The 26,557-nt window shown below is 50.6% G+C and carries 19 protein-coding genes, 1 tRNA gene, 1 pseudogene and 1 riboswitch; of the genes and pseudogenes, 20 read left to right on the top strand and 1 reads right to left on the bottom strand.

Annotated elements, in window-relative coordinates:
• The first annotated feature begins 12 nt into the window (after positions 1-12).
• From ACKTS9_RS16615 to ACKTS9_RS16650, 8 genes are all read left to right on the top strand, one after another.
• The gene (locus ACKTS9_RS16615) at positions 13-699 is read left to right on the top strand and encodes a CvpA family protein (RefSeq protein ID WP_349216356.1); all 687 of its coding nucleotides are present in this window, start codon (positions 13-15) and stop codon (positions 697-699) included.
• Between the two features lie 41 nt (positions 700-740).
• Positions 741-3,062 carry an ATP-dependent Clp protease ATP-binding subunit gene (locus ACKTS9_RS16620; RefSeq protein ID WP_407881855.1) on the top strand — a complete coding sequence of 774 codons (2,322 nt, stop codon included), beginning with the start codon at positions 741-743 and terminating at the stop codon, positions 3,060-3,062.
• 55 nt (positions 3,063-3,117) lie between these two features.
• Positions 3,118-3,191: transfer RNA gene (locus tag ACKTS9_RS16625), tRNA-Gly, on the top strand.
• A 266-nt stretch (positions 3,192-3,457) separates the two neighbouring features.
• A complete protein-coding gene (locus tag ACKTS9_RS16630; protein ID WP_407881856.1) occupies positions 3,458-5,554 on the top strand; it encodes a sodium-translocating pyrophosphatase in 2,097 nt (698 codons plus the stop codon).
• A gap of 137 nt (positions 5,555-5,691) precedes the next feature.
• A complete protein-coding gene (locus ACKTS9_RS16635) occupies positions 5,692-6,261 on the top strand; it encodes an SOS response-associated peptidase (RefSeq protein WP_407881857.1) in 570 nt (189 codons plus the stop codon).
• 136 nt (positions 6,262-6,397) lie between these two features.
• Positions 6,398-6,568: riboswitch (Lysine riboswitch) on the top strand.
• A 137-nt stretch (positions 6,569-6,705) separates the two neighbouring features.
• On the top strand, positions 6,706-7,617 hold the full coding sequence (locus ACKTS9_RS16640; RefSeq protein WP_349216360.1) for a transporter substrate-binding domain-containing protein: 912 nt from the start codon (positions 6,706-6,708) through the stop codon (positions 7,615-7,617).
• Positions 7,618-7,638: 21 nt separating this feature from the next.
• The gene (locus tag ACKTS9_RS16645; protein ID WP_349216361.1) at positions 7,639-8,544 is read left to right on the top strand and encodes an amino acid ABC transporter permease; all 906 of its coding nucleotides are present in this window, start codon (positions 7,639-7,641) and stop codon (positions 8,542-8,544) included.
• Positions 8,541-9,281 carry an amino acid ABC transporter ATP-binding protein gene (locus ACKTS9_RS16650; RefSeq protein ID WP_349216362.1) on the top strand — a complete coding sequence of 247 codons (741 nt, stop codon included), beginning with the start codon at positions 8,541-8,543 and terminating at the stop codon, positions 9,279-9,281. Before ACKTS9_RS16645 ends, ACKTS9_RS16650 begins: the two co-directional genes overlap by 4 nt.
• Before the next feature lie 72 nt (positions 9,282-9,353).
• Here the strand turns inward: ACKTS9_RS16650 and ACKTS9_RS16655 are convergent, their stop codons facing one another.
• Positions 9,354-10,619 carry a glycosyltransferase family 2 protein gene (locus ACKTS9_RS16655; RefSeq protein ID WP_407881858.1) on the bottom strand — a complete coding sequence of 422 codons (1,266 nt, stop codon included), beginning with the start codon at positions 10,617-10,619 and terminating at the stop codon, positions 9,354-9,356.
• Positions 10,620-10,880: 261 nt separating this feature from the next.
• Between ACKTS9_RS16655 and ACKTS9_RS16660 the strand changes: the two genes are divergently transcribed.
• The 12 genes and pseudogenes from ACKTS9_RS16660 (at position 10,881) to ACKTS9_RS16715 (ending at position 26,528) form a co-directional block, all read left to right on the top strand.
• Entirely contained in the window at positions 10,881-13,430 is a 2,550-nt protein-coding gene (locus ACKTS9_RS16660; protein WP_407881859.1) for a cation-translocating P-type ATPase, read from the top strand.
• Between the two features lie 45 nt (positions 13,431-13,475).
• Positions 13,476-14,165 carry an anaerobic ribonucleoside-triphosphate reductase activating protein gene (locus tag ACKTS9_RS16665; protein WP_407881860.1) on the top strand — a complete coding sequence of 230 codons (690 nt, stop codon included), beginning with the start codon at positions 13,476-13,478 and terminating at the stop codon, positions 14,163-14,165.
• Positions 14,166-14,285: 120 nt separating this feature from the next.
• A pseudogene (locus ACKTS9_RS16670) lies at positions 14,286-16,646 on the top strand (ribonucleoside triphosphate reductase).
• 111 nt (positions 16,647-16,757) lie between these two features.
• Complete coding sequence (gene spoIVB / locus ACKTS9_RS16675) at positions 16,758-17,981, top strand: SpoIVB peptidase (protein ID WP_349216367.1); 1,224 nt, start codon at positions 16,758-16,760, stop codon at positions 17,979-17,981.
• A gap of 146 nt (positions 17,982-18,127) precedes the next feature.
• A complete protein-coding gene (gene spo0A, locus ACKTS9_RS16680) occupies positions 18,128-18,880 on the top strand; it encodes a sporulation transcription factor Spo0A (protein ID WP_349216368.1) in 753 nt (250 codons plus the stop codon).
• A 493-nt stretch (positions 18,881-19,373) separates the two neighbouring features.
• The gene (locus tag ACKTS9_RS16685) at positions 19,374-20,414 is read left to right on the top strand and encodes a LacI family DNA-binding transcriptional regulator (RefSeq protein WP_349216369.1); all 1,041 of its coding nucleotides are present in this window, start codon (positions 19,374-19,376) and stop codon (positions 20,412-20,414) included.
• On the top strand, positions 20,404-22,140 hold the full coding sequence (locus tag ACKTS9_RS16690) for a hypothetical protein (protein WP_349216370.1): 1,737 nt from the start codon (positions 20,404-20,406) through the stop codon (positions 22,138-22,140). Before ACKTS9_RS16685 ends, ACKTS9_RS16690 begins: the two co-directional genes overlap by 11 nt.
• Before the next feature lie 15 nt (positions 22,141-22,155).
• Positions 22,156-23,097 (top strand): NAD(P)-dependent oxidoreductase, encoded by a 942-nt coding sequence (locus ACKTS9_RS16695; protein WP_349216371.1) that lies wholly within the window; start codon positions 22,156-22,158, stop codon positions 23,095-23,097.
• Positions 23,098-23,117: 20 nt separating this feature from the next.
• Positions 23,118-23,897 carry an SDR family NAD(P)-dependent oxidoreductase gene (locus ACKTS9_RS16700; protein WP_349216372.1) on the top strand — a complete coding sequence of 260 codons (780 nt, stop codon included), beginning with the start codon at positions 23,118-23,120 and terminating at the stop codon, positions 23,895-23,897.
• Positions 23,898-23,917: 20 nt separating this feature from the next.
• Entirely contained in the window at positions 23,918-24,481 is a 564-nt protein-coding gene (locus tag ACKTS9_RS16705) for a hypothetical protein (protein WP_349216373.1), read from the top strand.
• A gap of 22 nt (positions 24,482-24,503) precedes the next feature.
• Complete coding sequence (locus tag ACKTS9_RS16710) at positions 24,504-24,968, top strand: tripartite tricarboxylate transporter TctB family protein (protein ID WP_349216374.1); 465 nt, start codon at positions 24,504-24,506, stop codon at positions 24,966-24,968.
• An 18-nt stretch (positions 24,969-24,986) separates the two neighbouring features.
• A complete protein-coding gene (locus ACKTS9_RS16715; protein ID WP_349216375.1) occupies positions 24,987-26,528 on the top strand; it encodes a tripartite tricarboxylate transporter permease in 1,542 nt (513 codons plus the stop codon).
• Positions 26,529-26,557: the final 29 nt, after the last annotated feature.

Consider the following 26,557-nt stretch of genomic DNA (forward strand, 5'->3'; position numbering starts at 1 on the left):
GAAGAAAAGCCTATGACATTTACACCCGCATTCATTTTGGACATTGTACTGATCGGAGTCATCGTCGCCACAGTGATTCACTACGCCCGCAAGGGATTTGTGGCCGGAATCGTTGACCTGGTGGGGAATCTGGCGGCCATTGCGTTGGCGTGGTTTGTGTCCGGAAAAGTGTCCCCCACTGTTTTTGAAAACTTTTTCAAATCCGGTCTGGTGGATAAGACCACACAGACGCTTCAGCAGGGCTCGTTTAACCTGGAAAGCATCCTTGGCGGACTGGAGGGCCTGATTCCGCAGTCCTTGATGGATGGCATCATGGAAAGTGCGGAAAGCGTTCTGAACAGCCAGGCTCCCAACATGGCTCAGCAGGTGGTGGAACAGATCATCGCGCCTTTGGTGGTGCCTTTAATTACCGTTGTGCTGTTTTTTGCCACGTTTATTCTGTGCCGTGTGGTGCTGGCCTTCCTGGTAACCGTGCTTACCAATCTCAATAAAGTGCCCCTTTTGGGCGGCTTTAATCGCACACTGGGTGTGCTGGTCGGCCTTGTGGGCGGTGTGATCAATGTGCTGCTCCTGCTTTGCCTGATTTGGGCAGTCATTGTAATCACCAGCAACAATCTGCCGGTTTTGAACGATTCGGCCCTTTCGGGCAGTTATTTCTATTCGTTCTTTTCGGCATACAATCCCTTTATGAGCGTCTGAGATTATGAGCGTCTGAGACGCGGAAAGGAACGATTCGGACTATGCTTTGTGTAAGGTGTAAAAAACGTCCGGCCATCGTTTTCGTTCAGAAAATGGAAGCCGGGCAGGCAAAAGCGGAGGGATATTGCCTCAGCTGTGCCCGTGAACTGGGAATCAAGCCTGTAGATGATTTGATGAAACAATTCGGAATCAGCGATCAGGATTTGGAAAATATGGAAGAACGTTTTGCCGGGATGATGGAAAACGGAGACATGGACCCTGCCGCTATGATGCAGCAGATGATGGGGGCCTCTCCGGAGGATATGGACCCGTCTGCCGACGAAGAATCCGACGGAGACGAGGAAAACTTTACGCCGGGGGGCGCAGGAACGTTCCCCTTCGGTATTTTCAGCAATCGTCGGGAAAAGCAGGATGACGGGGAAGGGAAAAAAGATCCGCGTGCCCGGGAAAAGGGCAAAAAGCGCAAATTCCTGGATAATTACTGCGAGAACTTGACCCAGAAAGCTCGCGACGGCAAGGTGGACCGCATCATTGGCCGCGACCGGGAGATCTACCGTACGATTCAAATTCTGTCCCGCCGGCAGAAGAACAACCCTTGTCTGATTGGTGAGGCGGGTGTCGGAAAGACTGCGATTGCGGAGGGGATTGCGCTGCGCATTGCCGAGGGCAATGTGCCGGCCCGTTTGAAGGACAAAGAGGTTTATCTGCTGGATATGACCAGCCTTGTGGCAGGCACGCAGTTCCGCGGACAGTTCGAGAGCCGCGTCAAAGGCCTGATCGGAGAAGTAAAAGCAGCCGGCAATGTGATTTTGTTCATCGATGAAATTCACAATATTACAGGTGCGGGAGATTCCGAGGGCGCAATGAATGCGGCCAACATTCTGAAGCCCGCGCTCAGCCGCGGCGAAATTCAGGTCATCGGTGCCACTACGTTCTCGGAGTATCGCAAATACATCGAGAAGGATCAGGCGCTGGAGCGGCGTTTTCAGCCGGTCAAGGTGGAAGAACCGTCCATTGACGACGCGGTTGCTGTCATTGCAGGCGTGAAAGAATACTATGAAAAGCACCATCATGTCAAAGTGCCGGAAGCCATTGTCCGCACGACGGTCGTTCTGTCGGAACGGTACATCACGGACCGTTTCCTGCCCGATAAGGCCATTGACCTTTTGGACGAATCGTGTGCGTGCTGCAGCCTGCGCCATCCGGAAATCACTGAGTGGGTGGAAGAGGAGAAGCACCTGGCCGAACTGAAAAACCAGGAGCAGGAAGCCGAACAGGGCAAGGAGGGGCCGGATTACGAGGCCATTGCCCGCTTGAAGTATGAGATTCAACAGCTGGAGCAGGAATTGCCCGCCAAGCGCGAGGCGGTTGAGAAGATCGAAGTGACCATGGAAGATGTGGCCAAGGTCATCGAGCTGTGGACGGGAATTCCTGCCGCGAAAGTGAAAGAGACAGAATACACCAAACTGGCAAACCTGGAAAACGTGCTGAACGAGAAAATCATCGGGCAGGAAGAAGCGGTCCATCTGGTAGCCAGCGCGGTCAAGCGCAGCCGTGCGGATATTTCTGCACGCCGCCGCCCGGCCAGCTTCATTTTCGTAGGCCCCACCGGCGTTGGAAAAACCGAGCTGGTCAAGCAGCTTGCCATGCAGCTGTTTGATACAGTGGACCCGTTGATCCGGCTGGATATGTCGGAGTTTATGGAAAAACATACGGTGTCCCGTCTGATTGGTTCGCCGCCGGGCTATGTGGGATATGACGAGGCCGGCCAGCTTACCGAAAAAGTGCGGCGCAAACCGTACAGCGTGGTCCTGTTTGATGAAATTGAAAAGGCGCATCCCGACGTCATGAACATCCTTCTCCAAATTTTGGACGAAGGCAAGATCAACGATGCACAGGGCCGCACCGTCAATTTCGAAAATACTGTCATCGCCATGACCTCCAATGCGGGTTCTTCCGACAAGGTAGGAGAAACCGGCTTTAACAAAACAGCGGAGGAAATGAGCAAGAACAAGGCCATGAAAGCGCTGGGCGAGTTCCTTCGTCCGGAGTTCTTGAGCCGTGTGGACGAGATTATTGTGTTCAAACCGCTGGGCCAGACGGAGCTGCGCCGCATTGCCGCGCTGATGCTGGAAGAATACCGCGCTCCCTTGGCAGCAAAAGGAATCGGCCTCTCCTGGACAGACGAGGCGCTGGATGCGCTGTGCCAAAAAGCACAGGGTGGAAAGTTCGGCGCGCGGGATCTGCGTCGGGTAATCCGCAAGGAAGTGGAGGACGGCATCGCGGAAAAACTGATTTCCGGCCAGCTGATTGCCAGCGTCAAGGTGGATGCCGAAGAAGAAAAGATTGTTTTGCGCACTTGACAGATTGCTGACAGAACGTTATAATAATAGAGCCGTCTGATTGGCGGCTCATTTTGCAGATGTAGTTTAGTGGTAGAACTCCAGCCTTCCAAGCTGGTCGTGTGGGTTCGATTCCCATCATCTGCTCCATACGAAAGCCCGGGGAATCCCCGGGCTTTTTCTTATGCCTTTGGCGGCGGCCTGCCCGCAACTGTATGATTCAGCGAAGGCGGAGAAATCAAAACCTGTTTTTGAAAGAAAAACAAGATGACTTCTATTTTTGCAAATTACCGAAGAAAAATGCACAATTTTGTGAATTGCGAATGTTTTCGGAGCCGGGCGCATTGTACTATAATAGAATTAGACCCTTTTGTGAGGATCGGCGCAGAAAAAAGCGAAAGAGGAGGAATTCTGTTATGGAGACAATGTACCTGGTAGGCTTGGGCTCAATTGCTGCGCTGGCGTTTGCGGGAATTATGTTTACACGTGTGCGCAGAGAATCGCCCGGATCGGAGGAGATGAAACGTATTTCCGACGCGGTCAGCCGTGGGGCCGGTGCCTATTTGAAACGGCAATACCGCGGCGTGGGAATTTTCTTTGCAGTGGTGTTCGTAATTCTGCTCTGCATGGCATTTGCGGGTCTGTTGAGTTTCTTTACACCGTTTGCCTTTTTGACGGGCGGCTTTTTCAGCGGCCTTTCCGGTTTTATCGGCATGCGCACGGCGACTATGGCAAACTGCCGCACGGCGAACGCGGCCAGTCAGAGCCTGAACCGTGGCCTTCGGGTAGCTTTTTCAGCGGGAAGCGTTATGGGCTTTACCGTGGTAGGCTTGGGGCTTTTGGACCTTACGTTCTGGTATTTCCTGCTGCATTTTTGGTATACCAACATTCAGCCGGTGGCAACGGAGGCCGAGCTGATTGGCAACATCACAGCCAATATGCTGACCTTCGGCATGGGTGCTTCTTCCATGGCACTGTTTGCACGTGTGGGCGGCGGCATTTTTACAAAGGCGGCTGATGTGGGTGCGGACCTGGTCGGCAAAGTGGAAGCGGGAATTCCGGAGGATGATCCCCGCAACCCGGCTGTCATCGCGGATAATGTAGGCGACAATGTGGGCGATGTGGCCGGCATGGGTGCGGACCTGTACGAATCTTATGTCGGCTCGATTGTATCCACCAGTGCGCTGGCGGTAGCGGCCGGTTTTGGAATGCACGGCGTTGGCGTGCCCATGCTGTTGGCTGCCATGGGCGTTTTGTGTTCCATTTTCGGGACGTTCTTTGTGAAGACGAAGGAAGGAGCCAGCCAGAGAAATCTTTTGACGGCCCTGCGAACCGGTACATATATCAGCGCCATTTTGATTGCGGTCCTTTCCTTCTTTGCGGTGCGGATCCTTTTGCCGGAAAATACCGGCATCTATTTTGCGGTTCTCAGCGGCCTGGTGGCGGGTGTCGCCATTGGCGCATTGACGGAATACTACACTTCAGACAGCTACAAGCCCACACAGCGCCTTTCGGCGGCCAGCGAAACGGGCAGCGCTACGGTGATCATCGGCGGTTTGTCATTGGGGATGCTTTCCACCGTAGCACCGGTGGTCATTGTGGGGGTTTCGGTACTGCTGAGCTATTTTGTCAGCGGCGGCGCGCAGGATTTCAACATGGGACTGTATGGGGTAGGCGTGTCTGCAGTGGGCATGCTGAGCACATTGGGAATTACACTGGCCACGGATGCCTACGGCCCGATTGCGGATAATGCGGGCGGCATTGCTGAAATGACGCATATGCCCGCCGAAGTTCGTCAGCGCACAGACGCGCTGGACAGCCTGGGCAACACCACCGCGGCAACCGGCAAAGGCTTTGCCATTGGCTCGGCGGCGATCACGGCGTTGGCGCTGATTGCCAGTTATATCGACAAAGTGCATCAAATCGATCCCAACCTGCAAATGGATCTGAGCATCACAAATCCCACGGTGTTGATTGGTCTGTTTGTGGGCGGTATGCTTCCGTTCCTGTTTGCTGCATTGACCATGGACGCTGTGGGCAAAGCAGCTCAAAGCATTGTGGTGGAAGTACGCCGTCAGTTCCGGGAAATCACCGGCCTGATGGAGGGGAAAGCAGAACCGGATTATGCGTCCTGCGTGGATATGTGCACAAAGAGCGCACAGAAATTGATGATGGCTCCGGCTTTGATCGCGGTGGCGACCCCCATCATTGTGGGCCTGATTCTGGGAGTGACCGGTGTGGCGGGCCTTTTGGCGGGAACCACCGTCACGGGTTTTGTCCTGGCGGTTATGATGGCGAATGCAGGCGGCGCGTGGGATAATGCCAAAAAGTATATTGAGAGTGGCGCCCATGGCGGCAAGGGAAGCGATTGCCACAAGGCGGCTGTGGTCGGTGATACAGTCGGAGACCCGTTCAAAGATACCAGCGGACCGTCCATCAACATTCTGATCAAGCTGACCAGCATGGTTTCCATTGTTTTTGCGGGGCTGATCGTAGCGGTTCATCTGTTGTGATGAAAATGCGCCTTGAACGTTCAAGGCGCATTTTTTATACATAGTGCAGTGCTTTTTTGTGGTATAATAGATATAGCATTTGGGGCAAAAGAAATCGTTGGGCGCATCCAAACAGCCTTGCGCGGGGAGAAGAAGTTATGTGCAGCAGATATCAGTTTCTACCGGGTTCATCGAATCTTTTGCAGACGATTGCGGCCCGGGCAGGCGGCTGGAGCGGCGGAGAGGTAAGCCCAGGGGCTGATGCGCCGGTTTTGGTGGCAGAAGGTGCGAAAATTCGCGTTTGTCTGCAGAATTGGGGAATTCCGGTTATAAACGGGAAGCGTGCAATCAACGCACGCGCAGAAACGGTTTGCGAGCGCCCGCTTTTCCAAGCGAGCATTTTACACCACCGCTGTGTGGTGCCCACAACCGGATTTTATGAATGGGATGGACAGAAGCATCGCTACTTGTTTCGCCTTGCGCAGCAGCCGGCAGTCTACCTTGCCGGTCTTTACACCGAAGAGGGGCAGATACGTCACTTTGCTGTTTTGACAACGGCGCCCAATGCCTCGGTACGGGACATCCATGACCGCATGCCGCTTGTTTTGACGCAGGAACAGGTTCGTCCCTGGTTGATGGATACAGATTTTGCATTGCGTTTCTTGCAGAAAGTGCCGCCTTTGCTGGAGCATACATGCGAGGATGGTCAACTTTCCTTTTGGCTTTGATTTTGGAAAAATATACAAATATGTATGTGGATTGTAACAAATCTTTTTCCGGACGGATGTTGTTTTTTCGGCTGAATGTATAAAGATTCTGTTTTTGGTTGACAACAATCCGGGTGCATGCTATGATACAAAAAAATCAAATGGTTGAGGCGCGGAGGATGAAGAGTACCGCAGCCAACGGTTGGCAAAAACCGTTGCGGGAAAGGCATCAGCCGCCGAAATGAGTTGGCTTTTTGCCGGGCTTTCTCGTTGGACCGTTGTAATAAGATGCAACGGACTGTCACATCTGTGAAGCGCTTCCATTGGTTAGAATAAGGGTATTTGTATTGCTTTTTTTCGACCATGTGGTATCTTTTCACGGATGCCACATGGTTTTTTGTTTATCCGGCGCTGGGATAAAGAGAAAAAGTGTATTTCAAATGATCAAAGAGGAGAGGGATTTTTATGAATCGTAATATGAGAACCATTGTGGCCGGTTTGCTGGCGGCTGCTATGACCGTCGGCCTGACTGCGTGCGGCAGTTCTTCTTCGTCCAGTTCCGCGGCTGCTTCCCAGCCGGAGCAGAGCACTTCCGCTTCTGCCGCGGGTACGAGCGGCCTCGAGGATGGTGTGCTGACCGTTGCAATGGAGTGTGCTTATGCGCCGTATAACTGGACGCAGCCGGATGATTCCAACGGTGCGGTTCCCATCAAAGGCGCCAGTGATTATGCGAACGGCTACGATGTTATTATGGCAAAAAAGATTGCGGAAGAATTGGGCGTGGAATTGGAGATCGTCCGCTCTGACTGGGATTCTCTGGTTCCGGCTGTTCAGTCCAGCACAGTGGATGCGGTCATTGCCGGTCAGTCCATGACACCGGAGCGCAGCGAGCAGGTTGATTTCGCAGGCCCGTACTTCTATGCGACGATTGTTTGCCTGACCAAAGCGGATAGTCCTTATGCGCAGGCTCAGGGATTGGCGGACCTGGCTGGTGCCACCGGAACGGCGCAGATTGCAACCATTTGGTACGATACCTGCCTGCCGCAGATTGAAGGCGCGGAAATCAAAACCGCTGCGGAATCTGCTCCGGCCATGCTGATGGCGCTGGAAACCGGCACGGTGGACTTTGTTTGCACCGATATGCCCACCGCTCAGGGTGCGCTGCAGGCTTATCCCGACATGGTCCTGCTGGACTTTAACGACAGCGACGACAACTTTGTCGTGGATGAGGGCGATATCAACATCGGTATCTCCATGCGCAAAGGAAACACAGAACTGAAGAAAGCCATTGACGGTGTGCTGGCTGGCATGACGGCAGATGACTTCAATGATCTGATGGCACAGGCCATTTCGGTTCAGCCCATTTCCGAAGGCTGATCCTGAGGGGAAGGAACAAGTATGGAAAGAATGGTTCAGCTGGGCAATGATATTGTAAAGCTGTGGAGCACTTACGGCGGCTCCTATCTCAGAGGAATGCTCGATACGCTGCTTCTGGCATTGGTGGCAACGGCCATCGGCTGCCTGATCGGACTTTGCTGCGGTATTTTGAATACGATTCCCTGTGAGCAGGAAGACCCTCTGCTCAAACGCTTCTTCTTGAAGCTGATTCGCGCAGTGGTTCGCATTTATGTGGAAGTTTTCCGCGGTACGCCAATGATTTTGCAAGCGGTGTTTTGCTATTACGGCCTTCCGTATCTGACCGATGGAGCCATGCAGTTCAACAGTGTATGGGCAGCGTCCATTTTGGTCGTTTCGATCAATACCGGCGCTTACATGGCAGAGTCTGTCCGCGGCGGAATCATCTCGGTGAACCCCGGCCAGACCGAAGGCGCCAAAGCCATCGGTATGAACCATTTCCAGACGATGACCAGCGTGATCCTGCCGCAGGCTCTGCGCAACATCATGCCGCAGATCGGCAATAACTTCATTATCAACATCAAAGATACCTCGGTCATGTTCATTATTTCCTTCACAGAGTTTTTCGCGGTTCATCGCGGTGTGACGGGAGCAACGTATCTGTACTTTCCGTCGGCCGTCATTGAGATGCTCGGATATCTTACCATGACGCTGACGGCTTCGGTTCTGCTTCGTGCGCTGGAGAAAATGATGGATGGCCCGGAGAACTTTGATCTGGCTGTGGCCGATCCGCTGGTACCGGGCGAAGGCATGCACCGGTATAAAAAGAACCCGAAAGAACCCAACAGCGATTATCGCATTCAGGAACAACAGGCCGAAGTCAGCGACGTGCTGGCAGGCAAGCGATCGGGCGGTCGCCGTTCCCGTAAAGGAGGACATTCCAAATGAGTCAACCGATCATTGAAGTGAAGCACGTGTCGAAAAATTTCGGTACGCATCAGGTGCTGAAAGACGTGGATTTCAATGTCAACGAAGGGGATGTCACCTGTGTGATCGGCGCATCCGGTTCCGGAAAATCCACTTTGCTGCGTTGCATCAACCTTTTGGAACGGCCCTCAAGCGGTGAAATTTTGTTTCATGGCCGCCCCATTACGGCCCGCGGCAGCAATCCGTGTGAATACCGTTCCAAAGTGGGAATGGTCTTTCAGAGCTTTAACCTTTTCAGCAATATGACGGTTTTGGAAAACTGCATGGCTGGAACGGTAAAGGTGTTAAAAAAGTCCAGGGAAGAGGCGCGGCAGACGGCGGTGTCCTTTTTGGAAAAAGTGGGCATGGAGCAGTACATCCATGCCAAGCCGCACCAGCTTTCCGGCGGACAGAAACAGCGTGTGGCCATTGCGCGTGCACTGGCCATGCAGCCGGAGGTACTTCTGTTTGACGAACCGACCAGCGCACTGGATCCGCAGATGGTGGGAGAAGTGCTGAATGTCATGCGGCAGCTGGCACGGGAAGGGCTGACGATGATTGTGGTTACCCATGAAATGGCATTTGCCCGGGATGTTTCCAGCCATGTGGTGTATATGGCGGACGGTGTGATCTGCGAAGAGGGTACTCCGAAAGACATTTTTGAAAACCCGCGCAATGAAAAAACAAAAGAATTTCTGGCGCGGTTCAGCCGTGGCTGAAAAAACAGCCGGAGCGGGTTGCTCCGGCTGTTTTAAAAAAAGAGAGCCGACTTTGTCGGCTCTCTTTTTGAATCAATGACTTTTTGCGATATCGTCCATTGTTTTTACGCTGGTGTGCGCAATGGGGCGCCAGACATTTTCCTGCTTGACGAAACTCAAAAGTGTCAAAACCATATGGCTCAGCGCGAACATCCAGAAAGCGGCGATGCCCCAGCCCATTCCGTGCAGGTTTTCTTTTTTGAGTAGAACGGTAACGGTGGCGGCGGCGGCCGTGCCAAGGCAGCTCAGCAGCATGCCACCCAGGGTGAGGATCAAAGCGGCAACAACACCGTTGAAGAAGATGCTTCCGATCACAAAGCCTTTGCCCATCAGCAAAAGGATGGTGCCCACCAGACCCAGCACTGCTCCGGCCAGCTGGACGAAGGGGGTCAAAAACGTCAAATACATATCCAGGCAAACGATGCTGCGGCGCAAAATCATTTCCCGGAACAGCGTGCTGCCGTAGGTTTGAAGCCCCTGCAGGCTGCCGGTGGTCCAGCGGCGGCGCTGACGCCAGCTCTGTACGAATGTCAGCGGTTGTTCGTCGTAAATCACAGCATCGGGAACAAAATCCACACGACCGCCGGCAATGGCGCATTGCGCGCTGAACTCATAGTCTTCAGTCATGGTGCAGGTGTGCCATCCACCCAGTTTTCGCAGCAAGTCGGTGGTGACGGCAAATCCGCTTCCGTTGACCAGAGAGGAAAGCCCCAGTGTGGCGCGGGCACCGTTATAAAAGCGGTTCAGCATCCAGTAGCAGATGGAATAGCATCCCGAAATAGCGCTTTGTTCGGGGTTTTTGGAATCGCGGAATCCCTGAGCTGCCTGTGCGCCGTTGCAAAGCGCGTCATTCATACGCTGCAGGAAATTCTGATCTACCAGATTATCCGCATCAAATACGCACATGGCATCGAAGTTTTCGCGAAGAAGAACGTCATCCACAATCTGGGTCAAAACTTCTCCCTTGCTGCGGATGGTTCCCTGCGCAAGGAAAATGCGCGCTCCGTGCTGCCGGGCAATGGCCTCGGTTTCGTCTGTGCAGTTGTTGGGAGCTACGATTACTTCAAACAGGTCCGCAGGGTAGTTCTGCGCATACAGGCTGTCCACCAGATTTCCAATTACAAGTGCTTCATTGCGCGCGGCAATGACACAGGCAAACTTTTTTTGAGGGGCGGCCGCCGGAATTGCTTTTGTGCGCCGGAACAGGCCCACCAGTGCGATTGCGCCAAAGTACAGAGCATAAATTCCCAGAAGAATGCTGCAAATCATAACAATACGGGTAAAAACAAGAAATGTCATAGAAGACAAGCTCCTTTCCGGACAGCCCGTTCAGCTGTCGTTTTCATTTATGCTGAAACACCGCGATAAGGCGCCCTATCGTTGTGTTTATTTGCTTGTACCTATAATACGAAATACCCGGCTACTTGTCTTCATCTTTTTCGAAAAAAATCCTTAAAGTTTTGGTAAAGGGAAAACAGGAATAGCCCCTGGCTCCGTCACATACCTTTTATAGAAGAAAAAGAGGCAGGCAGGTCTGCCAAAAAAGGGGAGAAGTAAGGTATGCGGCAGACAGAGCGAGGTTTGACGGATGCAGAGGCAGCCGTTCGTCTGGGGCAGGTGGGGGAGAATCGTCTGACCGGAAGGCAGGGGCCGGGAATCGCTTCCATGTTTTTCTCACAGTTTAAAGATGTAATGATCCTGATTTTAGCGGCGGCGACGCTGATTTCGCTGCTGATGGGGCAGGGAAGCGAAGCCGTCACGATTATTATCATTGTATTGATGAATGCGCTGATGGGCTTTTTTCAGGAGTATCGAACAGAAAAAACGCTGGAAGCGCTCAAGGAGCTCAGTGCTCCCACAGCTCGTGTGCGCCGCGGCGGAATGGAGAAAACGATCAGCGCCCGCACAGTGGTGCCGGGAGATCTTCTGCTTCTGGAAGCCGGCGATAAGATTGCGGCGGACGGCGTTTTGAAAAGTGGGACACGTTTGTCCTGTAATGAGTCGATGCTGACCGGAGAGAGTCTGCCGGTGGAGAAAAAAGACGGCGACAAATTGTTCATGGGGTGCATTGTGACCGAAGGCCGGGGTGAGGTGCAGGTGACATCCACCGGCATGGCAACGGAAATGGGGAAAATTGCGGGATTGATGCAGGAAGCAGCCGAAGATCCGACGCCGCTGCAGCGAAAGCTGAAGCAATTGGGCGGATTTGTGGCCACGGCCTGTGTACTGATCTGCCTGGCTGTAGCTTTTCTGGGGTTCCTGCAGGGCAACGGCTTTTTGGAGATGCTGCTCACCGGAGTTTCGCTGGCTGTGGCGGCCATTCCGGAAGGCTTGCCGGCCATCGTTACCATTACACTGGCGTTGAGTGTAGGCCGCATTTTGCGCCGGGGGGCGGTGATTCGAAAACTGCATGCAGTAGAATCTTTGGGATGTGCGGGCGTGATTTGCACGGACAAAACCGGAACCGTCACGCAAAATCGAATGACGGTACAGCGCATCTGGACTCCCGGGCACAACTGCGATGTTTCGGGAACCGGGTACAGCGCAAAAGGTTCCATTACTGAAGGCGGACGCGCGGTGGACCTGTCTGCGATTGAGACGTTGCTGGAGACGGGTGTCTTGTGTTCCAGTGCGCACATTGGGCTGCAGGGAAAAGAGTACCGCGTGGAGGGGGATCCCACCGAGACGGCTGTTCTGGTAGCGGCAGCCAAAGCGGGTGTAACGCGTGCAAAGCTGATGCGCACCCGCACGATCGTTTCCGAGGCGCCCTTTGATTCCAAACGAAAATGCATGAGCGTGACAGTGCGGGATCGGGCGGGGGAGACTCTTTGCTGTAAAGGCGCACCGGACGTTCTTTTGGACAAATGCACGACGATCCTCACAGCGCAGGGGGTTCGGAAACTTGGGCAGAGAGAACGCAGAGAAGTTGAAAACGCCATGGCGCTTATGGCAAAAAGCGCGCTGCGGGTTTTAGGCTTTGCCGTCAGCCGTACGCCGGAGAAGGGCGAGAGGGAACTGTGTTTTCTTGGATTGGCAGGGATGCAGGACCCTCCTCGTCCCGAGGTGAAGCAGGCTGTAAGAAAGTGCCGAAGCGCAGGGATCAAGCCGGTTATGATTACCGGGGATTATCGGGATACAGCATTGGCAATTGCGCGACAGACCGGGATCGCCGGGCCGGGAGACGGCGTCCTGACGGGAGCGGAACTGGATGCCATGTCCGATGAGCAGCTGAGTCGGGTGTGCATGCGCACGGCCGTATACGCCCGTGTGTCACCGGCGCATAAACTGCGCATTGTGCGGGCATACAAAGCGGTGGGGCAGATCACGGCCATGACCGGAGACGGTGTAAACGATGCGCCTGCAGTGAAAGAAGCGGATATCGGGGTGGCCATGGGGGCTACCGGAACCGATGTAACAAAGGAAGCCTCCAGCGTGATTATTTTGGACGATAATTTTGCGACCATTGTGGCAGCAGTGGAGGAGGGCCGGGTCATTTACCAGAATATTCGGCGCTTCATTCGCTTTTTGCTGACTTCCAATTTGGGAGAAGTTTTGGGGATGCTGTTTGGAATGCTTCTGCGGTTACCTGTCATGTTGCTGCCCATTCAGATCCTGCTTGTAAATCTGTTTACAGATGGGCTTCCGGCCATTGCACTGGGCATGGAACCGCCGGCCAAAGATATTATGGACCGCCCGCCGCGCCCGAAAGAAGAGGGCTTGTTTGCGCACGGCCTGGCGCGCACCATTCTCGTTCGCGGCACCATGCTGGGGCTGGCCTCCTGCGGGGCGTACTGGGCCGTTTTGTATCGCGGAGGAGATATTACTCTGGCGCGAAGCGCCTGTTTTATGACCATTGTGTTTTCTCAGATGTTGCACATTTTTGAGTGCCGGGGCGAGGGCCTGCACTTCGGCGGCAACCCTGCTTTACTGGGGGCGGCAAGCCTTTCGCTGCTCTGTACAGCAATAAGCGTTTATCTGCCGCTGTTTCAGGGATTCTTCGGCACAGCGCCGGTGTTGGGAAAAGATCTTCTCATCGTGTTTGCGGCGGTGCTGGCGGGACCGGTAATCATGGAGATGGCGCGCCGCGTTCGTCATTTGTTGCGTCGTTGACAGCGCCTTCTGCGCGTCGTATAGTGAAACAAAGGATGTGGAACAATGGAACTGATTGGTTTGCAGAAATTGACATTGCTGGATGATCCCGGGCACGTGGCCTGTACGGTATTTGTGCAGGGCTGCAATTTCCGGTGTCCGTTTTGCCACAACAGTGAATTGATCCCGCTGCACACAGCGGCCCCGCCACTGCGTCAGGAGGAGTTCTTCGCCTTTCTAAAAAGCCGGGTGGGTGTTTTGGACAGCGTGTGTCTGACGGGCGGAGAACCTCTGCTCTGGCAGGAGACGGAAAATCTGCTGATGCGCATCCGGGAACTGGGGTATCGCATCAAGCTGGACACAAACGGAAGCTTTCCGGATCGCTTGGAGCGGGTTGTGCACAGTGGCTTAGTGGATTGTGTGGCGATGGATATCAAAAACAGTCCGGATCGATATGCTGAAACCATCGGTTGGGACCGAGCACCTTTTCAGCAGGTTCAGAGGAGTGCGGCGTTCCTTTTGTCCGGTGAAGTGGAATATGAGTTCCGAACCACGGTGGCACGCGAGCTGCACGATGAGATGAGCATGGATGAGATCGGACGCTGGCTGCGGGGGGCGAATCGGTACTTTTTGCAGAACTTTGTCTGCTCACAACAGGTGCCGGACCAAAGCCTGACCCCCTTTGACCAACAGGGACTGGCACGTTTGCTGCAGGCGCTGCGGCAATGGATCCCAAACGCGCAAGTACGAGGATGATAACACAATATATTGTGTTATAAAATTAACTTTATCAATATATATTGATAAATTGGAAAGACAGTGCTATACTAAGGATATTCGGCCGAGTCCGAAATATCCGGAAAGGAAGCTGTCTTTATGTATCAGGTTCGCAAAAGAAGCGGCGAGGCAGCCGCGTTTGACATTCAAAAGATATGTGCAGCCATGGAAAAGGCCTTCGAAGCGCAACATCGCAATGCACACCCGGGAGTCATCGACCTTCTGGCACTGCGGGTCACAGCGGATTTTGAGCCGAAAATCCGCGATGGCTTCATTTTTGTGGAGGATATTCAGGACAGCGTGGAAAAAGTTCTCAGTGACGCTGGATATGCCGATGTGGCCAAGGCGTATATCTTGTACCGCCGTCAGAGAGAAAAACTGCGCGCGGCCAAGTCGACCATTCTGGATTACAAGAAGCTGGTGGACGACTACTTGAAAGTGAATGACTGGCGTGTAAAAGAGAATTCGACCGTCACTTATTCGGTGGGCGGCCTGATTCTGAGCAACAGCGGTGCCATCACGGCCAATTACTGGCTTAGCGAGGTGTACGATGACGAGATCGCACAGGCGCACCGCAATGCCGATCTGCATCTGCATGATCTTTCCATGCTGACGGGGTATTGCGCGGGCTGGTCTCTGAAGCAGCTGATTCAGGAAGGTCTGGGCGGCATTCCCGGCAAGATCACCTCCTCTCCAGCCCGACATTTGGCAACTCTGTGCAATCAGATGGTCAATTTTTTGGGCATTATGCAAAATGAGTGGGCCGGCGCACAGGCGTTTTCTTCTTTTGACACGTACCTGGCGCCCTTTGTGAAGGTTGACGGCCTGTCTTACGAACAGACCAAGAAGTGTGTGGAATCCTTCATCTACGGAGTCAATACGCCCAGCCGGTGGGGGACTCAGGCGCCTTTTTCCAACATTACACTGGATTGGACGGTACCGTCCGACCTGGCAGAACTTCCGGCCATTGTAGGCGGAGAGGAGCAAAAGTTCTGTTACAAGGATTGCCAAAAAGAAATGGATATGGTGAATAAGGCTTTTTTGGAAGTTATGCTGGAAGGCGATGCCAACGGAAGAGGCTTTCAGTACCCCATTCCCACCTATTCCATCACACGGGATTTTGACTGGTCAGACACGGAGAACAATCGGCTTTTGTTTGAAATGACCGCCAAGTACGGCACACCTTATTTTTCAAATTATATCAACAGCGATATGCAGCCCAGCGATGTGCGCAGTATGTGCTGCCGCCTTCGCCTGGATCTGCGGGAACTGCGGAAAAAATCAGGTGGCTTTTTCGGTTCGGGCGAATCTACTGGCAGTGTGGGGGTCGTTACCATCAACCTGCCGCGAATCGCTTATCTGGCAAAAGACGAATCGGATTTTTACAAAAAACTGGACCACATGATGGATATTGCGGCTCGGTCCTTAAAAATCAAACGCACAACCATCACCAAGTTTTTGAACGAGGGATTGTACCCCTATACCAAACGGTATTTGGGTACTTTTGAAAATCATTTTTCCACCATCGGGCTGGTGGGGATGAATGAGGCGGGGCTAAATGCCAAGTGGCTCCGTAAAGATCTGACTCATCCGGAGACACAGGCTTTTGCCAAAGCGGTCCTTCTTCACATGCGCGAGAGACTTTCCGACTATCAGGAACAATATGGGGATTTGTATAATTTGGAGGCAACTCCGGCAGAGAGCACTTCTTATCGCCTGGCAAAGCACGATGTTGCGCAGTTCGGTGACATCATCACGGCCAACCAGCAGGGCACGCCTTATTATACCAACTCAACCCATCTGCCCGTGGGGTATACCGACGATATCTTTTCCGCACTGGAAATTCAGGACCCGCTTCAGACACTGTACACTTCAGGCACGGTTTTCCATGCGTTTTTAGGCGAGAAACTGCCGGATTGGCGCGCAGCTGCGAGTCTTGTGCGAAAAATTGCAGAACACTACCGGCTGCCTTATTACACGTTGTCTCCTACCTATTCCATCTGCAGGGAACATGGCTATCTGTCGGGTGAGCAGTATACCTGACCGGTTTGCGGTGCGGCCACGGAAGTATACAGCCGCATTACCGGATATTATCGTCCGGTGCAGAACTGGAATGAAGGCAAGGCGCAGGAATTCAAGGACCGAAAAGTCTATCGCATGGATCATGCAAGCGTGCCGCATGGAGTGAGTACGTCGGCAGACGTGAACGAAAAAATTGTGCAAACAGCGCGCCCCACCTTGGTCACAGGCCAAAAGTGTCCCAATTGTACGATGGCGAAAGCACTTCTGGATCGCAGCGGCGTGGAGTACGATACGATTTCTGCTGAAGAAAATCTCGCCTTTGTGAAAGAAAATCAAATTTATCAGGTCCCCACTTTGTTGGTAACTCAAGGGGAGACGACACAAACATTTACGGGACTTTCCGAAATACAGCGGTATGTAAGGACATACCACGCATGAAAAACAAGTCTCCGGCTTAAAAAGCCGGAGACTTTCCGTTTATTTGACCGCGCAGTGGCACATACTAACCAAAGCACATTGATGTGAAATACAATCGCAGGGGTGAATGCTTTGGAAAAATTCATCAAATGGAGCTGCTTTATTGCGTCCGGCTGCGTGGTGGGTTTGTTTGTGTTTGCGCTGTACATCAGTACGCTGCTTCCGGATACGTTTTTGGTGAATCGCGACGGAAGCATCCAAATTGCCGGAATGCCGTTTGTGCGTGCCGGTGTTCCTTCCGGAGTCAATGAAGTGGCAAGTACGACAGTGGGCGCTTCCTACAATACCGATTTGACCATTGGTGGAATTATCCCGGTAAAAACGGTTCGTGCACAGGTGGTGGACCGGCGTGTGGTTCAGGTGTGCGGCACTCCCTTCGGAATAAAAATGTTCGCCAATGGAGCAATGGTGGTTGGATTCAGTGATATTTATACCCCAACCGGTTATAAAAATCCGGCCAAAACAGCAGGACTTCAAATGGGCGATGTGATTGTGTCGGTAGCAGGGCATCTCACGCGAACCAATGAGGATGTGGCCAATGCAATTCAGGATCTGGCGGGTACTCCGGCGGAAGTGGTTTTTAATCGTGACGGAAAAGAACACAGCGTGATGTTGACGGCGGTAAAAGATTCTTCGTCCGGCACTTGGCGCACCGGAATGTGGGTGAGGGATTCGTCGGCGGGAATTGGAACCCTTACTTTTGTAGATAATGAAACGGGTGTTTTTGCCGGGTTGGGACATTCTATTCACGATGTGGATACAGGAACGACCATTTCGCTTTTGAAAGGCGAGATTGTTCCTGTTTCCATTACCGGGGTCACCAAAGGAAGTGCAGGGAGCCCCGGGGAGTTGAAAGGCAGCTTTTCGTCCGCGATTCCAACAGGAACCATTACCGTCAATGGGGAGACAGGCGTTTATGGCAAGGCTACGGCTTACTTGAAGGGAACAGACACGGAACTTGCGCTGGCACAGGAAATCAAGACAGGCCCTGCGGAGATTATTGCCACTCTGGATGGCCAAACACCACAGCATTTTTCGGTACAAATTGAAAAGGTGGCGTTGTCATCAGATGACCCTAATCGGAACATGATTCTTCATGTGACCGATCAGACGCTTTTGAACCGGACAGGCGGTATTGTACAGGGAATGAGCGGCAGTCCGATCCTTCAGGACGGGAAACTGATTGGGGCGGTAACGCATGTGTTCGTCAATGATCCCACCCGCGGATATGGGATTTTTGCTGAAAATATGTTGGAAACCGCAGACAATGCATTGCGCAATCAGCAGGCTGCATAAAATTTGAATTTACAAAAAATGGAAATTTTATCTGGAAACCATTGCATTAATTGGAAATATATGGTAATATTTGGATGTCAAAACAAACCGAACCTACACAAAAAAGGACGTGGGTTTAAGAAAAAGCCATATGGAGGAGACAGACAATGGAACAGGTAAAATTGGTTATGACGGATTTTGGGGCACCGGCTACGGAACAGTGCCGTCAGGCGCTGGCGGGACAGGGGTTTCATGTAACGCTGTGCGAACGGGACGGGCAAAAGGTGCTGAGTGCGATTGAGGCGCAGAATCCGGATGTTGTATTGTTGGATGCCTTCATGCCGGGTTTGGATGCATTAAGCGTAAAACAGTGTTACGATGAGAAAGCGATGGGGCATGCAAAATTTTTTGTAGCCGGAAGTTTTACGGACGATACTCTGGAAAGTGAGATGGTAGAACAGGGGTTTTCGTTCTATTTTTTGAAGCCCTTTGACCCGCAGAGAATGGCGCAGCGCATTCGTTCAATGGTTGGAAGAGATCTGGTGGTGGAGCATGGTGTGGATGACGAGTGCACCGTCACCGAAATTCTTCATCAAATCGGTGTGCCCGCGCACATCAAAGGATATCAGTTTCTGCGGGACGCGATTTTGATGACGGTCGAAGACCACGACTATATCAACAGTGTAACAAAGCGGCTTTATCCGGAAATTGCCAAACGCAACAATACGACCGCCAGCAGAGTGGAACGAGCTATTCGCCATGCGATTGAAGTCGCTTGGGATCGAGGCGATGTGGATACATTGAACAGCTATTTTGGATATACGATCCACAATCTGCGGGGCAAGCCCACCAACTCCGAATTCATCGCCATGATTTCGGACAAGATGCGCCTGGATAAAAAGAGCCATAAAATTGCGTAAATATATAGTTTTATGATTTGTTATTTATTTAGCTTCTGATGCAACTTTTTAGGCTTTCTTTCCTTGCTGTAAAAGCATTTGCAAGGGAAGAAAGCTTTTGTTTTGCGCTAAAATGGCACATTTACGATGATGCTTAAAGAGATGATGTAAGCGGTTACTCAAAAATGAGGCAAAAAAATGATGAATAATGCGCAAAGTAAAAATACTGCAATAGCATCCATAATGGAACAAAAATATCAAATTAAAATAAAAAATACGATTTTACGATAAATTTTTAAAGCAGAGGCAGGACAGAGAATCGTAAAAGATGCACGAAAAAAAGATCGAAAAATTGTAACCGATTACATTGATTTTTTGAAAATGTCTATGTATAATAAAAATATAGTAAATAGTTAATGGATTTTGGTTGTATTATTAAAAAAATAAAATGTATTCGATTTCATATTGCTGGGCTTTAATGGATTTTTAGAAATTTGAGGCGCAGGTGATAAGAATGAGCAATTTCAGTATTTATGATGTTTCACAAAAATCTGGCGTTTCAACGGCCACGGTTTCACGCGTTTTGAACAATAGTCCACGTGTTTCGCAGAAAACACGGGAAAAGGTTTTGCAAGTGATGCGGGAAATGGATTATGTGCCCAACGCATATGCACAGGGACTAATCAAAAACAAAACAAAAACGATTGGGATTTTGTATCCGGATGTAGCTAATACGTATGTAACGCGTACAGTCTTTTTTGTAGAGAAGATATTGAAAGCAAATCACTATTTCTCACTTTTGTCATGTACAGGGTATTCTTTTGAAGAGAAAAAGCTCCGTTTGAAAATGATGCTGGGGCAAAAGGTGGATGGAGTTGTCTTATTAAGTTCCTCGTATACAGAAGCTGATTCGGAACACAATCGGTATATCGTTGAATGTGCAAAAAAAATTCCTGTTATATGCGTCAATGGTCATGTGGAAGGCCCAAATATTTATAACATATTGTGTGATGATTTGGACGCGACATATCGTGCGGCAAAAGGATTGATTCGTTCGCAGGAACGAGGCAGAATCATTTACTTATATTCAAGAGATACGTACAGCAACAAATTAAAGATTCAAGGCTTTTTGAAAGCAATGCTGGAAAACAATATCCCTGTTTGGGCTGATTCGATTCAGATGTGTGGCGGCGATGTTGAAGGAGCTTTGGACAGAATGTTCCAAGATCCCAACGCAAAGCCAATCGGGGCGATTATGGCATCCGGTGATACCATCGCGATGAAAGCGCTGAAGTATATGGAAAAGAGAAAAATATCTGTTCCGGAACAGGTCCAAATTATAGGATATAACAATGTGGAATGGGGACAATATACAACACCCACACTTACAAGTGTAGATGCGCAGATTGAGCAAATTTCCAGTACAGCGGTTAAAACTCTTTTGGATGTTTTGAATGGGAGAGAGGCCTCTCAGCTCACGATGTATCCAGGAAGCATCATTAAACGGGAATCAACCCGAGAATCTTTTAATGTGGAGGAACCAAATGTTATTTGAAACAAGTTTGATTGAAATCCATAGCAATTATGCCTGGGATTTTGAAAAAGTGATGAGGGCGATGGAATTTGCCCACAAGAACGGGATGACCGGACTTGCTTTTCACCGCAATGATTTTGTGGATCAGCTTTTGTATCCGACCAAGTACATAGGCGGCCCCAAAGAGAAAGAACTGTATTCCAACCTGACGGAAGCGTACGATCAGGTATATCGCACAATGTACAAGTACGATCCGACCCGGCGTGACAATCCGTACAAAAAAGGCCTTTATTTCCGCAGAGTCCTGCATGAGGCCAAAAAGCGCAACCTGGAAATTTACATTGAAAACAAAGAAATCAACTATTTGGATTGCATGGATGAGCTGTATCCGTTCCTGCGGAAAAACGGAGCGGTATGCCCCAGCGAACCGTTTTTGCTGGAATATGTGAATTTCAAATACCGGGAGCTGTTTGCCACTTTCCCCGATATCGCGGGAATCATTACTTCTACGGCAACGGGAGAAAGCAAAACTTCTTTTGCAAGCAATCGCTGCAATTGTGAACTCTGCCAGAAGAAAAAAGCTTCCGACTGGCACAAAGATGTGATTATGGCAATGTATGAGCCGATTCATGCAGCAGGGAAAAAGCTGATCATTCGTGATTTTGTCTTTGATTCAACAGCGCACAAGGATATTTCCGAGGCAATGGATCAGCTCCCGAAAGATATTATTTTCTCTTTGAAAAACACGCCGCATGATTACTACCCGACCTTCCCTCACAATCCTCGTATTGGAAAAATGCCGGGACGCCAGCAGTGGATAGAGTACGACACCATGGGACAGTACTATGGGCAGGGCATCGGCGTTTCCATTATGGCAGAGGATATTCGTTATCGTTTCCGCTTTGCCAAAGAAAATGGGGTTTCAGGTCTCCTTGTACGGACTGACTGGGAAGGCATCGACGGACATGCTGTTTTTGAAACGCCTAATTTGCTGAATCTGTTTTTGGTGGCGCAGACCAACCGCGATTTGAACGCCCCTGCAGAGGAAGCGTATGACCGCTGGCTGTGCTACAGAAAATTTTATGCGGATAACATTTCGATCCCTGAACGGCGGCAGGCCATTCAGCAGGTAATGAATGTATATGGAAACACATTCGAGATTTTGAGACGAACTGCTTATGTGCACGATTGTGTATTTACGGATTCCTCTGAATTCCCGGCCAGCATCGAACATGGTATGTGGCTGGCGGAAGAGAAAAACAGCCTGAAAGACTGGCTGCCAAGCAAAGCAACCGCGTTGGACGTGGAAAATGTAGAGAACCTGAAAAGTATTTTGCGAGAAAAAGATCAGGCCTTGGAACTGATCCGCCAAGCAGTAAAAAGTGCCGATGATTTAGGCGACGGACTGAACAGCGAAGGCAAGCGGTTTGTTCGGTATACCATTTCGTGTGATCAACTGTACGTGGAGGCCTACCGCTACATTACATACGGAATTTTCCTGACGCGTTATTTTATGCTTCCGAAAGAAAAGCGGAAGAGAGAAGATGAACTGTGGGCAAAACCGCTGCTGGAAAATGCACTGAACGGGTTAACGGAGATGTCCCGCAAATTGAACGAGCTCTTCGAGACCACAGAATATTATTACATGGTTTATGTAGTGCTGGATGGAGAACGTGTTGCGACCGTACGTGAAAACCTCTGCAAGCATCTGGCACAAACAGATTACGATGAGATTGGTCGGGTTTAAAAGGAGGAGAGTTTCATGAAAATCGTGTTGCTGGAGTCTCTGCGGGTCTCCCAAGAAAAGCTGGATGCGTTGGTACAGCCGCTCTTGAAGGCAGGACATACGTTTGAGGCGTATGAACGAGCAGCTGCAGAACAGCAGATTCAGCATGCACAGGATGCGGACGTTATTGTTCTCGCCAATATGCCTTTGAAGCGCGATGTCCTCTCTCATTGCAAAAATCTTAAAATGATCGATGTTGGATTTACCGGAATTGATCATGTGGATACGGATTATGCAAGAGAGCATGGAATTACCGTTTGTAATGCGGCAGGTTATTCTACCAGTACAGTCGCGGAACTGGCAGTTGGAAATGCGATTGCACTTTTGCGCCGTGTGCGTGAAAATGAGGCGCGCTGCCGTGACGGGAAAGCAGCGGATCCGGTTCTTGGGTGCGAACTTGGTACCAAAACGGTTGGAATTGTGGGCTTCGGCGCAATCGGCAGTTATACTGCGCAGCTGTTCCACGGCTTTGGATGCAAAATTTTGGCCTATATGCCGCGGCCTAAACAAACGCCTGATTATGTGGAAAGTGTCAGCTTAAAGGAACTGATGCAGCGCAGTGATATTATTTCTCTGCATTGTCCCATGAATGACAGTACACGGGGACTGATTGGAAAAGAGCAGCTTGCCTTGGCAAAAGCTGGTGCGATTCTAATCAACGTTGCGCGCGGCGGTGTCGTGGATACACAGGCACTGGCAGATGCGTTGAACAGCGGACGGTTGGCAGGTGCTGCGATTGATGTGTTTGAGAATGAGCCGCCTTTGGCGTCCGATCATCCGCTGATGCACACGCCCAATACGCTTCTTACGCCGCATATCGCGTTTGCTTCCGAAGAATCGATGAATCGACGTGCAGAGATTGTTTTCCATAACTTGGAGGCTTGGCTGACAGGAAAACCGGAAAACGTAAAAGTTTAAAAAGAACAGGAGCGAACAAGATGACGGCAGATGCATTGAAAAATATGTTTTGCTTGGATGGAAAAGTTGCTCTGATTGCAGGCGGTGGCGGTGATATTGGGGCGGCCTGTGCAAAAGCAATGGCTTCTTATGGCGCGCACATTGTTCTGTTTGACGCCAGTCAGGAAAGACTTGCCGCGCAAAAGCAGGAGATGGAAGCATGCGAATTTGAGGTGGAAACTTTTTGGGGAGATCTTTTGGATGAAGATTTCCTTGAAAGAATGATTCAGACAATCATCTCCCGCCATGGGCGGCTGGATATCCTGCTGAACAGTATTGCAGTAACCAATCGAAAGCCGTTCCTTGAGATGAGCCGTCAGGAATGGGAAACGGTCATCAATGTGAATTTAAATGGTGCAGCGATGCTTTTAAGAGCAGCAGGCGCACAGATGTGCCGGCAGAAATCGGGCAAGGTCATTGAGGTGCTTTCCACTGGCGCTTATCGGTTCGGTGCGAATTTCACAGCCTACAGCGCCAGTAAAGCGGGCCTTTCAGCGCTGGTGAAAGGGTTGGCAATCGAATGGGCCCCCTGCAATGTTCAAGTCAACGGTATTGCACCAACGGCTACTGAAACAAATTTCACGAAAGACTACTATGCCCAAAACCCTGAAAAGAAGGAAGCCGTTATTCGTAATCATCCATATGGACGGTTGGGAAAAGTGGATGATTATGTGGGCGCTGCTGTTTATTTAGCGTCCAGTGCGGCTGATTTTGTGAATGGAGCAGTCATTATGATCGACTCCGGAAAAACAGTGAAATGAGATACAAGGAGTAGGCGATTGTGGAAAAAGGGAAAAGTCAGCTTCAATTTTATGTTAAGACGACGCAGGAAGATACCGAAGTGATGAAAACGCTGCTGGCGCGAATCCTGAACGTTCCCAGAATTGCTTTGAGTGTATTGTTTGCCGCGGGCATGACCTGTCTTTTGGCGCTTGTAGTGGACAGCGGGGAAATGGTAACTCCACTTTTGATTTTCAGCATTCTGATCCTGATTTTGTTCCTGGTGCTGTTGATGTATACCCTGTACTTGAAGCCCAAGCTTCTGGAAGTGATGGCGCGGCATCAGGATACACATGTCAAATTGACGTTTCAGGCAAGAGAATTTTTGATCGACCGCGAAAGAGAGCCGGTGCTTCATCTTCCGTATAAAGCAATCCGCGGGCAGTACTGGTACGACGATCGATACATTCTTTTTGTGGATACGGCCAAATGCAGAGAATTATTTTGCGTTCCCGTGGAGAAAGAAACCTTTGATGATCTTTATATCCTGGCCAATACGCTGGAGCAATGTGCCAAGCGAAAATTGATACACTTTAAGACAAAACGCAAAGGAGAAGCTGGCTGAGCCCTTGAAAGGAGAGAGGAAAATGAAAAATAAGATTTTGCCCTGGACTAACAAAATCGTTGCAGCATTTTTGCTGCTGCTGGGGATTTTGGCATTTGTGACGTCTCTGAAAGATTTGGAATTCGGCACCTTTTCCAGCCCGAAAGGCGGCTTTGCTCCGACCGTTTTCTCTGCAGGATTGATCATCTTTTCCCTGATCAATCTGGTATTGGAGATGTTTAAGAAAAATGAAGTCCCGGAAAAATTGAAAGATGTGAATTGGCTGAAATGGCTTCTGTACATGCTGATCTGCATTGCGTATGTATTCCTTGTTAAAAAAATCGGATTTGCGGTGGATACCTTTATTTGTCTTTTTGCCATGCTGAAACTGACCGGACGCAAAGGCGTGGTAAAGCCGATTCTGATTTCAGGTGTTTTCAGTGTGATTGTGTGGGCAATTTTCACATATGCCATGAATGTACCGCTGCCCGGGGCAAGCTGGTTTTAAGAGAGGGGGAAAACGAATATGCTTCAGTCTTTGGCTTTGCTGGGACAGGGATTCCTTGATTGTCTCACCGTGACCAATATTTTTTGTGCAATCATTGGCTGCATTTTGGGTTCTCTGATTGGTGTTCTGCCCGGCCTCGGAATTTCCGGAACAGTGGCGATTCTTCTTCCCGTTACTTACGGAATGAATCCCTTGAGTGCGCTGATTATGATCTCCGGCATTTATTTTGGTTCTCAGTACGGCGGCGCTATTACGTCCATTCTTGTGAATATCCCCGGAGAGGCGACCAGTATTGTTACTTGTTTTGACGGCCATCCCCTTGCCAAAAAGGGAAAAGGCGGAAAGGCCCTGAGCATTGCGGCCATCAGTTCGTTCTGCGGTGGTATGGTTGGCCTGATTGGTCTTACATTTGCAGCATCCGCACTGGCGAAAGTAGCACTGAGCTTCGGTAAGGTAGAATTTTTCGCAATTGTGATTTTCGGGTTGATTCTTCTGACTACGATTTCCGGCAAGAATCAGTTGAAAGGGTTGATCGTTGTTTGTCTGGGCGTTGTGCTCGGGTGCGTCGGTTTGGATGATTTGTATGGAACGCTGCGTTTTACGTATGGTGTGATCGACCTGTACAAAGGCATTAGCTTTGTTACCTTCATCATGGGCGTTTACGGCATTACGGAACTGGTAGGTGCGATCTGTACCAGAGAAGAGCAGGGACAGGTCATGGAGTTTAAAATGAAAGACCAGTTCCCCACAAAAAGCGATTTCAAGCAAGTGTACAAAACCATTGGACGCTGCTCCATCATAGGCTTCCTGGTAGGCTTGGTGCCTGGTGCTGGTTCTACATTGGCAACGTTTTTTGCTTACGGCATGGAGCGTTCGCTGAGCAAACATCCGGAAGAGTTTGGCACCGGTATTCTTCAGGGTGTATCCGCCCCTGAATCTGCAAATAATGCCGCGATGTATGCGGGCATGGTTCCGCTGCTCAGCCTGGGCCTTCCCTTCAATGCATCTATGGCGCTGCTGATGAGTGCCTTTATGGTGCATGGAATTACCCCTGGTCCCATGTTTATTACAGAACATCCGGATTTGTTCTGGGGGCTGATTGCAAGCATGTTTATCGGAAATGTTGTGCTTCTCATTATCAACCTTCCGCTGGTTGGTGTTTGGGCGAGCCTGCTTCGAGTGGACTTTTCCATTTTGATGCCGCTGATTACCTTTATTACCTTTGCGGGCGGTTATGCAATCAACAACAGTGTATTTGACATGGGCATCATGGTTGTTACGGGTATGATCGGATTTTTCCTGAGCGCTTGCGGTTACAATATGGCTGCATTGGCAGTGGGGCTGTTCCTGAGCAGTACGCTGGAAGATTCCTTCCTCGGAACAATGACGTTGTACAAAGGCCACTTGCTGACAGCGCTGTTGGATCGACCGATTGCGGCGGTGATTCTGGCGATTGCACTGATCGTCATGGTGGTCTCGTTTGGCAAGAGCATAAAAGAATTCTTTGCGAAGAAAAAAGCATCGCCGGAAAAGGCGGAAACGCCGAATGAGCAGGCTTGAATGAAGTAATTAAGGCAGAAACCATTCTG

Source organism: Owariibacterium komagatae (assembly GCF_045865535.1).
GTDB classification, from domain to species: Bacteria; Bacillota; Clostridia; order Oscillospirales; family Ruminococcaceae; genus Ruthenibacterium; species Ruthenibacterium komagatae.

Excerpts from the sequence above, each read along its gene's own strand:
- ACKTS9_RS16615 (WP_349216356.1), top strand. The coding sequence starts at position 13 with ATGACATTTACACCCGCATTCATTTTGGACATTGTACTGATCGGAGTC.
- ACKTS9_RS16620 (WP_407881855.1), top strand. The coding sequence starts at position 741 with ATGCTTTGTGTAAGGTGTAAAAAACGTCCGGCCATCGTTTTCGTTCAG.
- ACKTS9_RS16630 (WP_407881856.1), top strand. The coding sequence starts at position 3,458 with ATGGAGACAATGTACCTGGTAGGCTTGGGCTCAATTGCTGCGCTGGCG.
- ACKTS9_RS16635 (WP_407881857.1), top strand. The coding sequence starts at position 5,692 with ATGTGCAGCAGATATCAGTTTCTACCGGGTTCATCGAATCTTTTGCAG.
- ACKTS9_RS16640 (WP_349216360.1), top strand. The coding sequence starts at position 6,706 with ATGAATCGTAATATGAGAACCATTGTGGCCGGTTTGCTGGCGGCTGCT.
- ACKTS9_RS16645 (WP_349216361.1), top strand. The coding sequence starts at position 7,639 with ATGGAAAGAATGGTTCAGCTGGGCAATGATATTGTAAAGCTGTGGAGC.
- ACKTS9_RS16650 (WP_349216362.1), top strand. The coding sequence starts at position 8,541 with ATGAGTCAACCGATCATTGAAGTGAAGCACGTGTCGAAAAATTTCGGT.
- ACKTS9_RS16655 (WP_407881858.1), bottom strand. The coding sequence starts at position 10,619 with ATGACATTTCTTGTTTTTACCCGTATTGTTATGATTTGCAGCATTCTT.
- ACKTS9_RS16660 (WP_407881859.1), top strand. The coding sequence starts at position 10,881 with ATGCGGCAGACAGAGCGAGGTTTGACGGATGCAGAGGCAGCCGTTCGT.
- ACKTS9_RS16665 (WP_407881860.1), top strand. The coding sequence starts at position 13,476 with ATGGAACTGATTGGTTTGCAGAAATTGACATTGCTGGATGATCCCGGG.
- spo0A (WP_349216368.1), top strand. The coding sequence starts at position 18,128 with ATGGAACAGGTAAAATTGGTTATGACGGATTTTGGGGCACCGGCTACG.
- ACKTS9_RS16685 (WP_349216369.1), top strand. The coding sequence starts at position 19,374 with ATGAGCAATTTCAGTATTTATGATGTTTCACAAAAATCTGGCGTTTCA.
- ACKTS9_RS16690 (WP_349216370.1), top strand. The coding sequence starts at position 20,404 with ATGTTATTTGAAACAAGTTTGATTGAAATCCATAGCAATTATGCCTGG.
- ACKTS9_RS16695 (WP_349216371.1), top strand. The coding sequence starts at position 22,156 with ATGAAAATCGTGTTGCTGGAGTCTCTGCGGGTCTCCCAAGAAAAGCTG.
- ACKTS9_RS16700 (WP_349216372.1), top strand. The coding sequence starts at position 23,118 with ATGACGGCAGATGCATTGAAAAATATGTTTTGCTTGGATGGAAAAGTT.
- ACKTS9_RS16710 (WP_349216374.1), top strand. The coding sequence starts at position 24,504 with ATGAAAAATAAGATTTTGCCCTGGACTAACAAAATCGTTGCAGCATTT.
- ACKTS9_RS16715 (WP_349216375.1), top strand. The coding sequence starts at position 24,987 with ATGCTTCAGTCTTTGGCTTTGCTGGGACAGGGATTCCTTGATTGTCTC.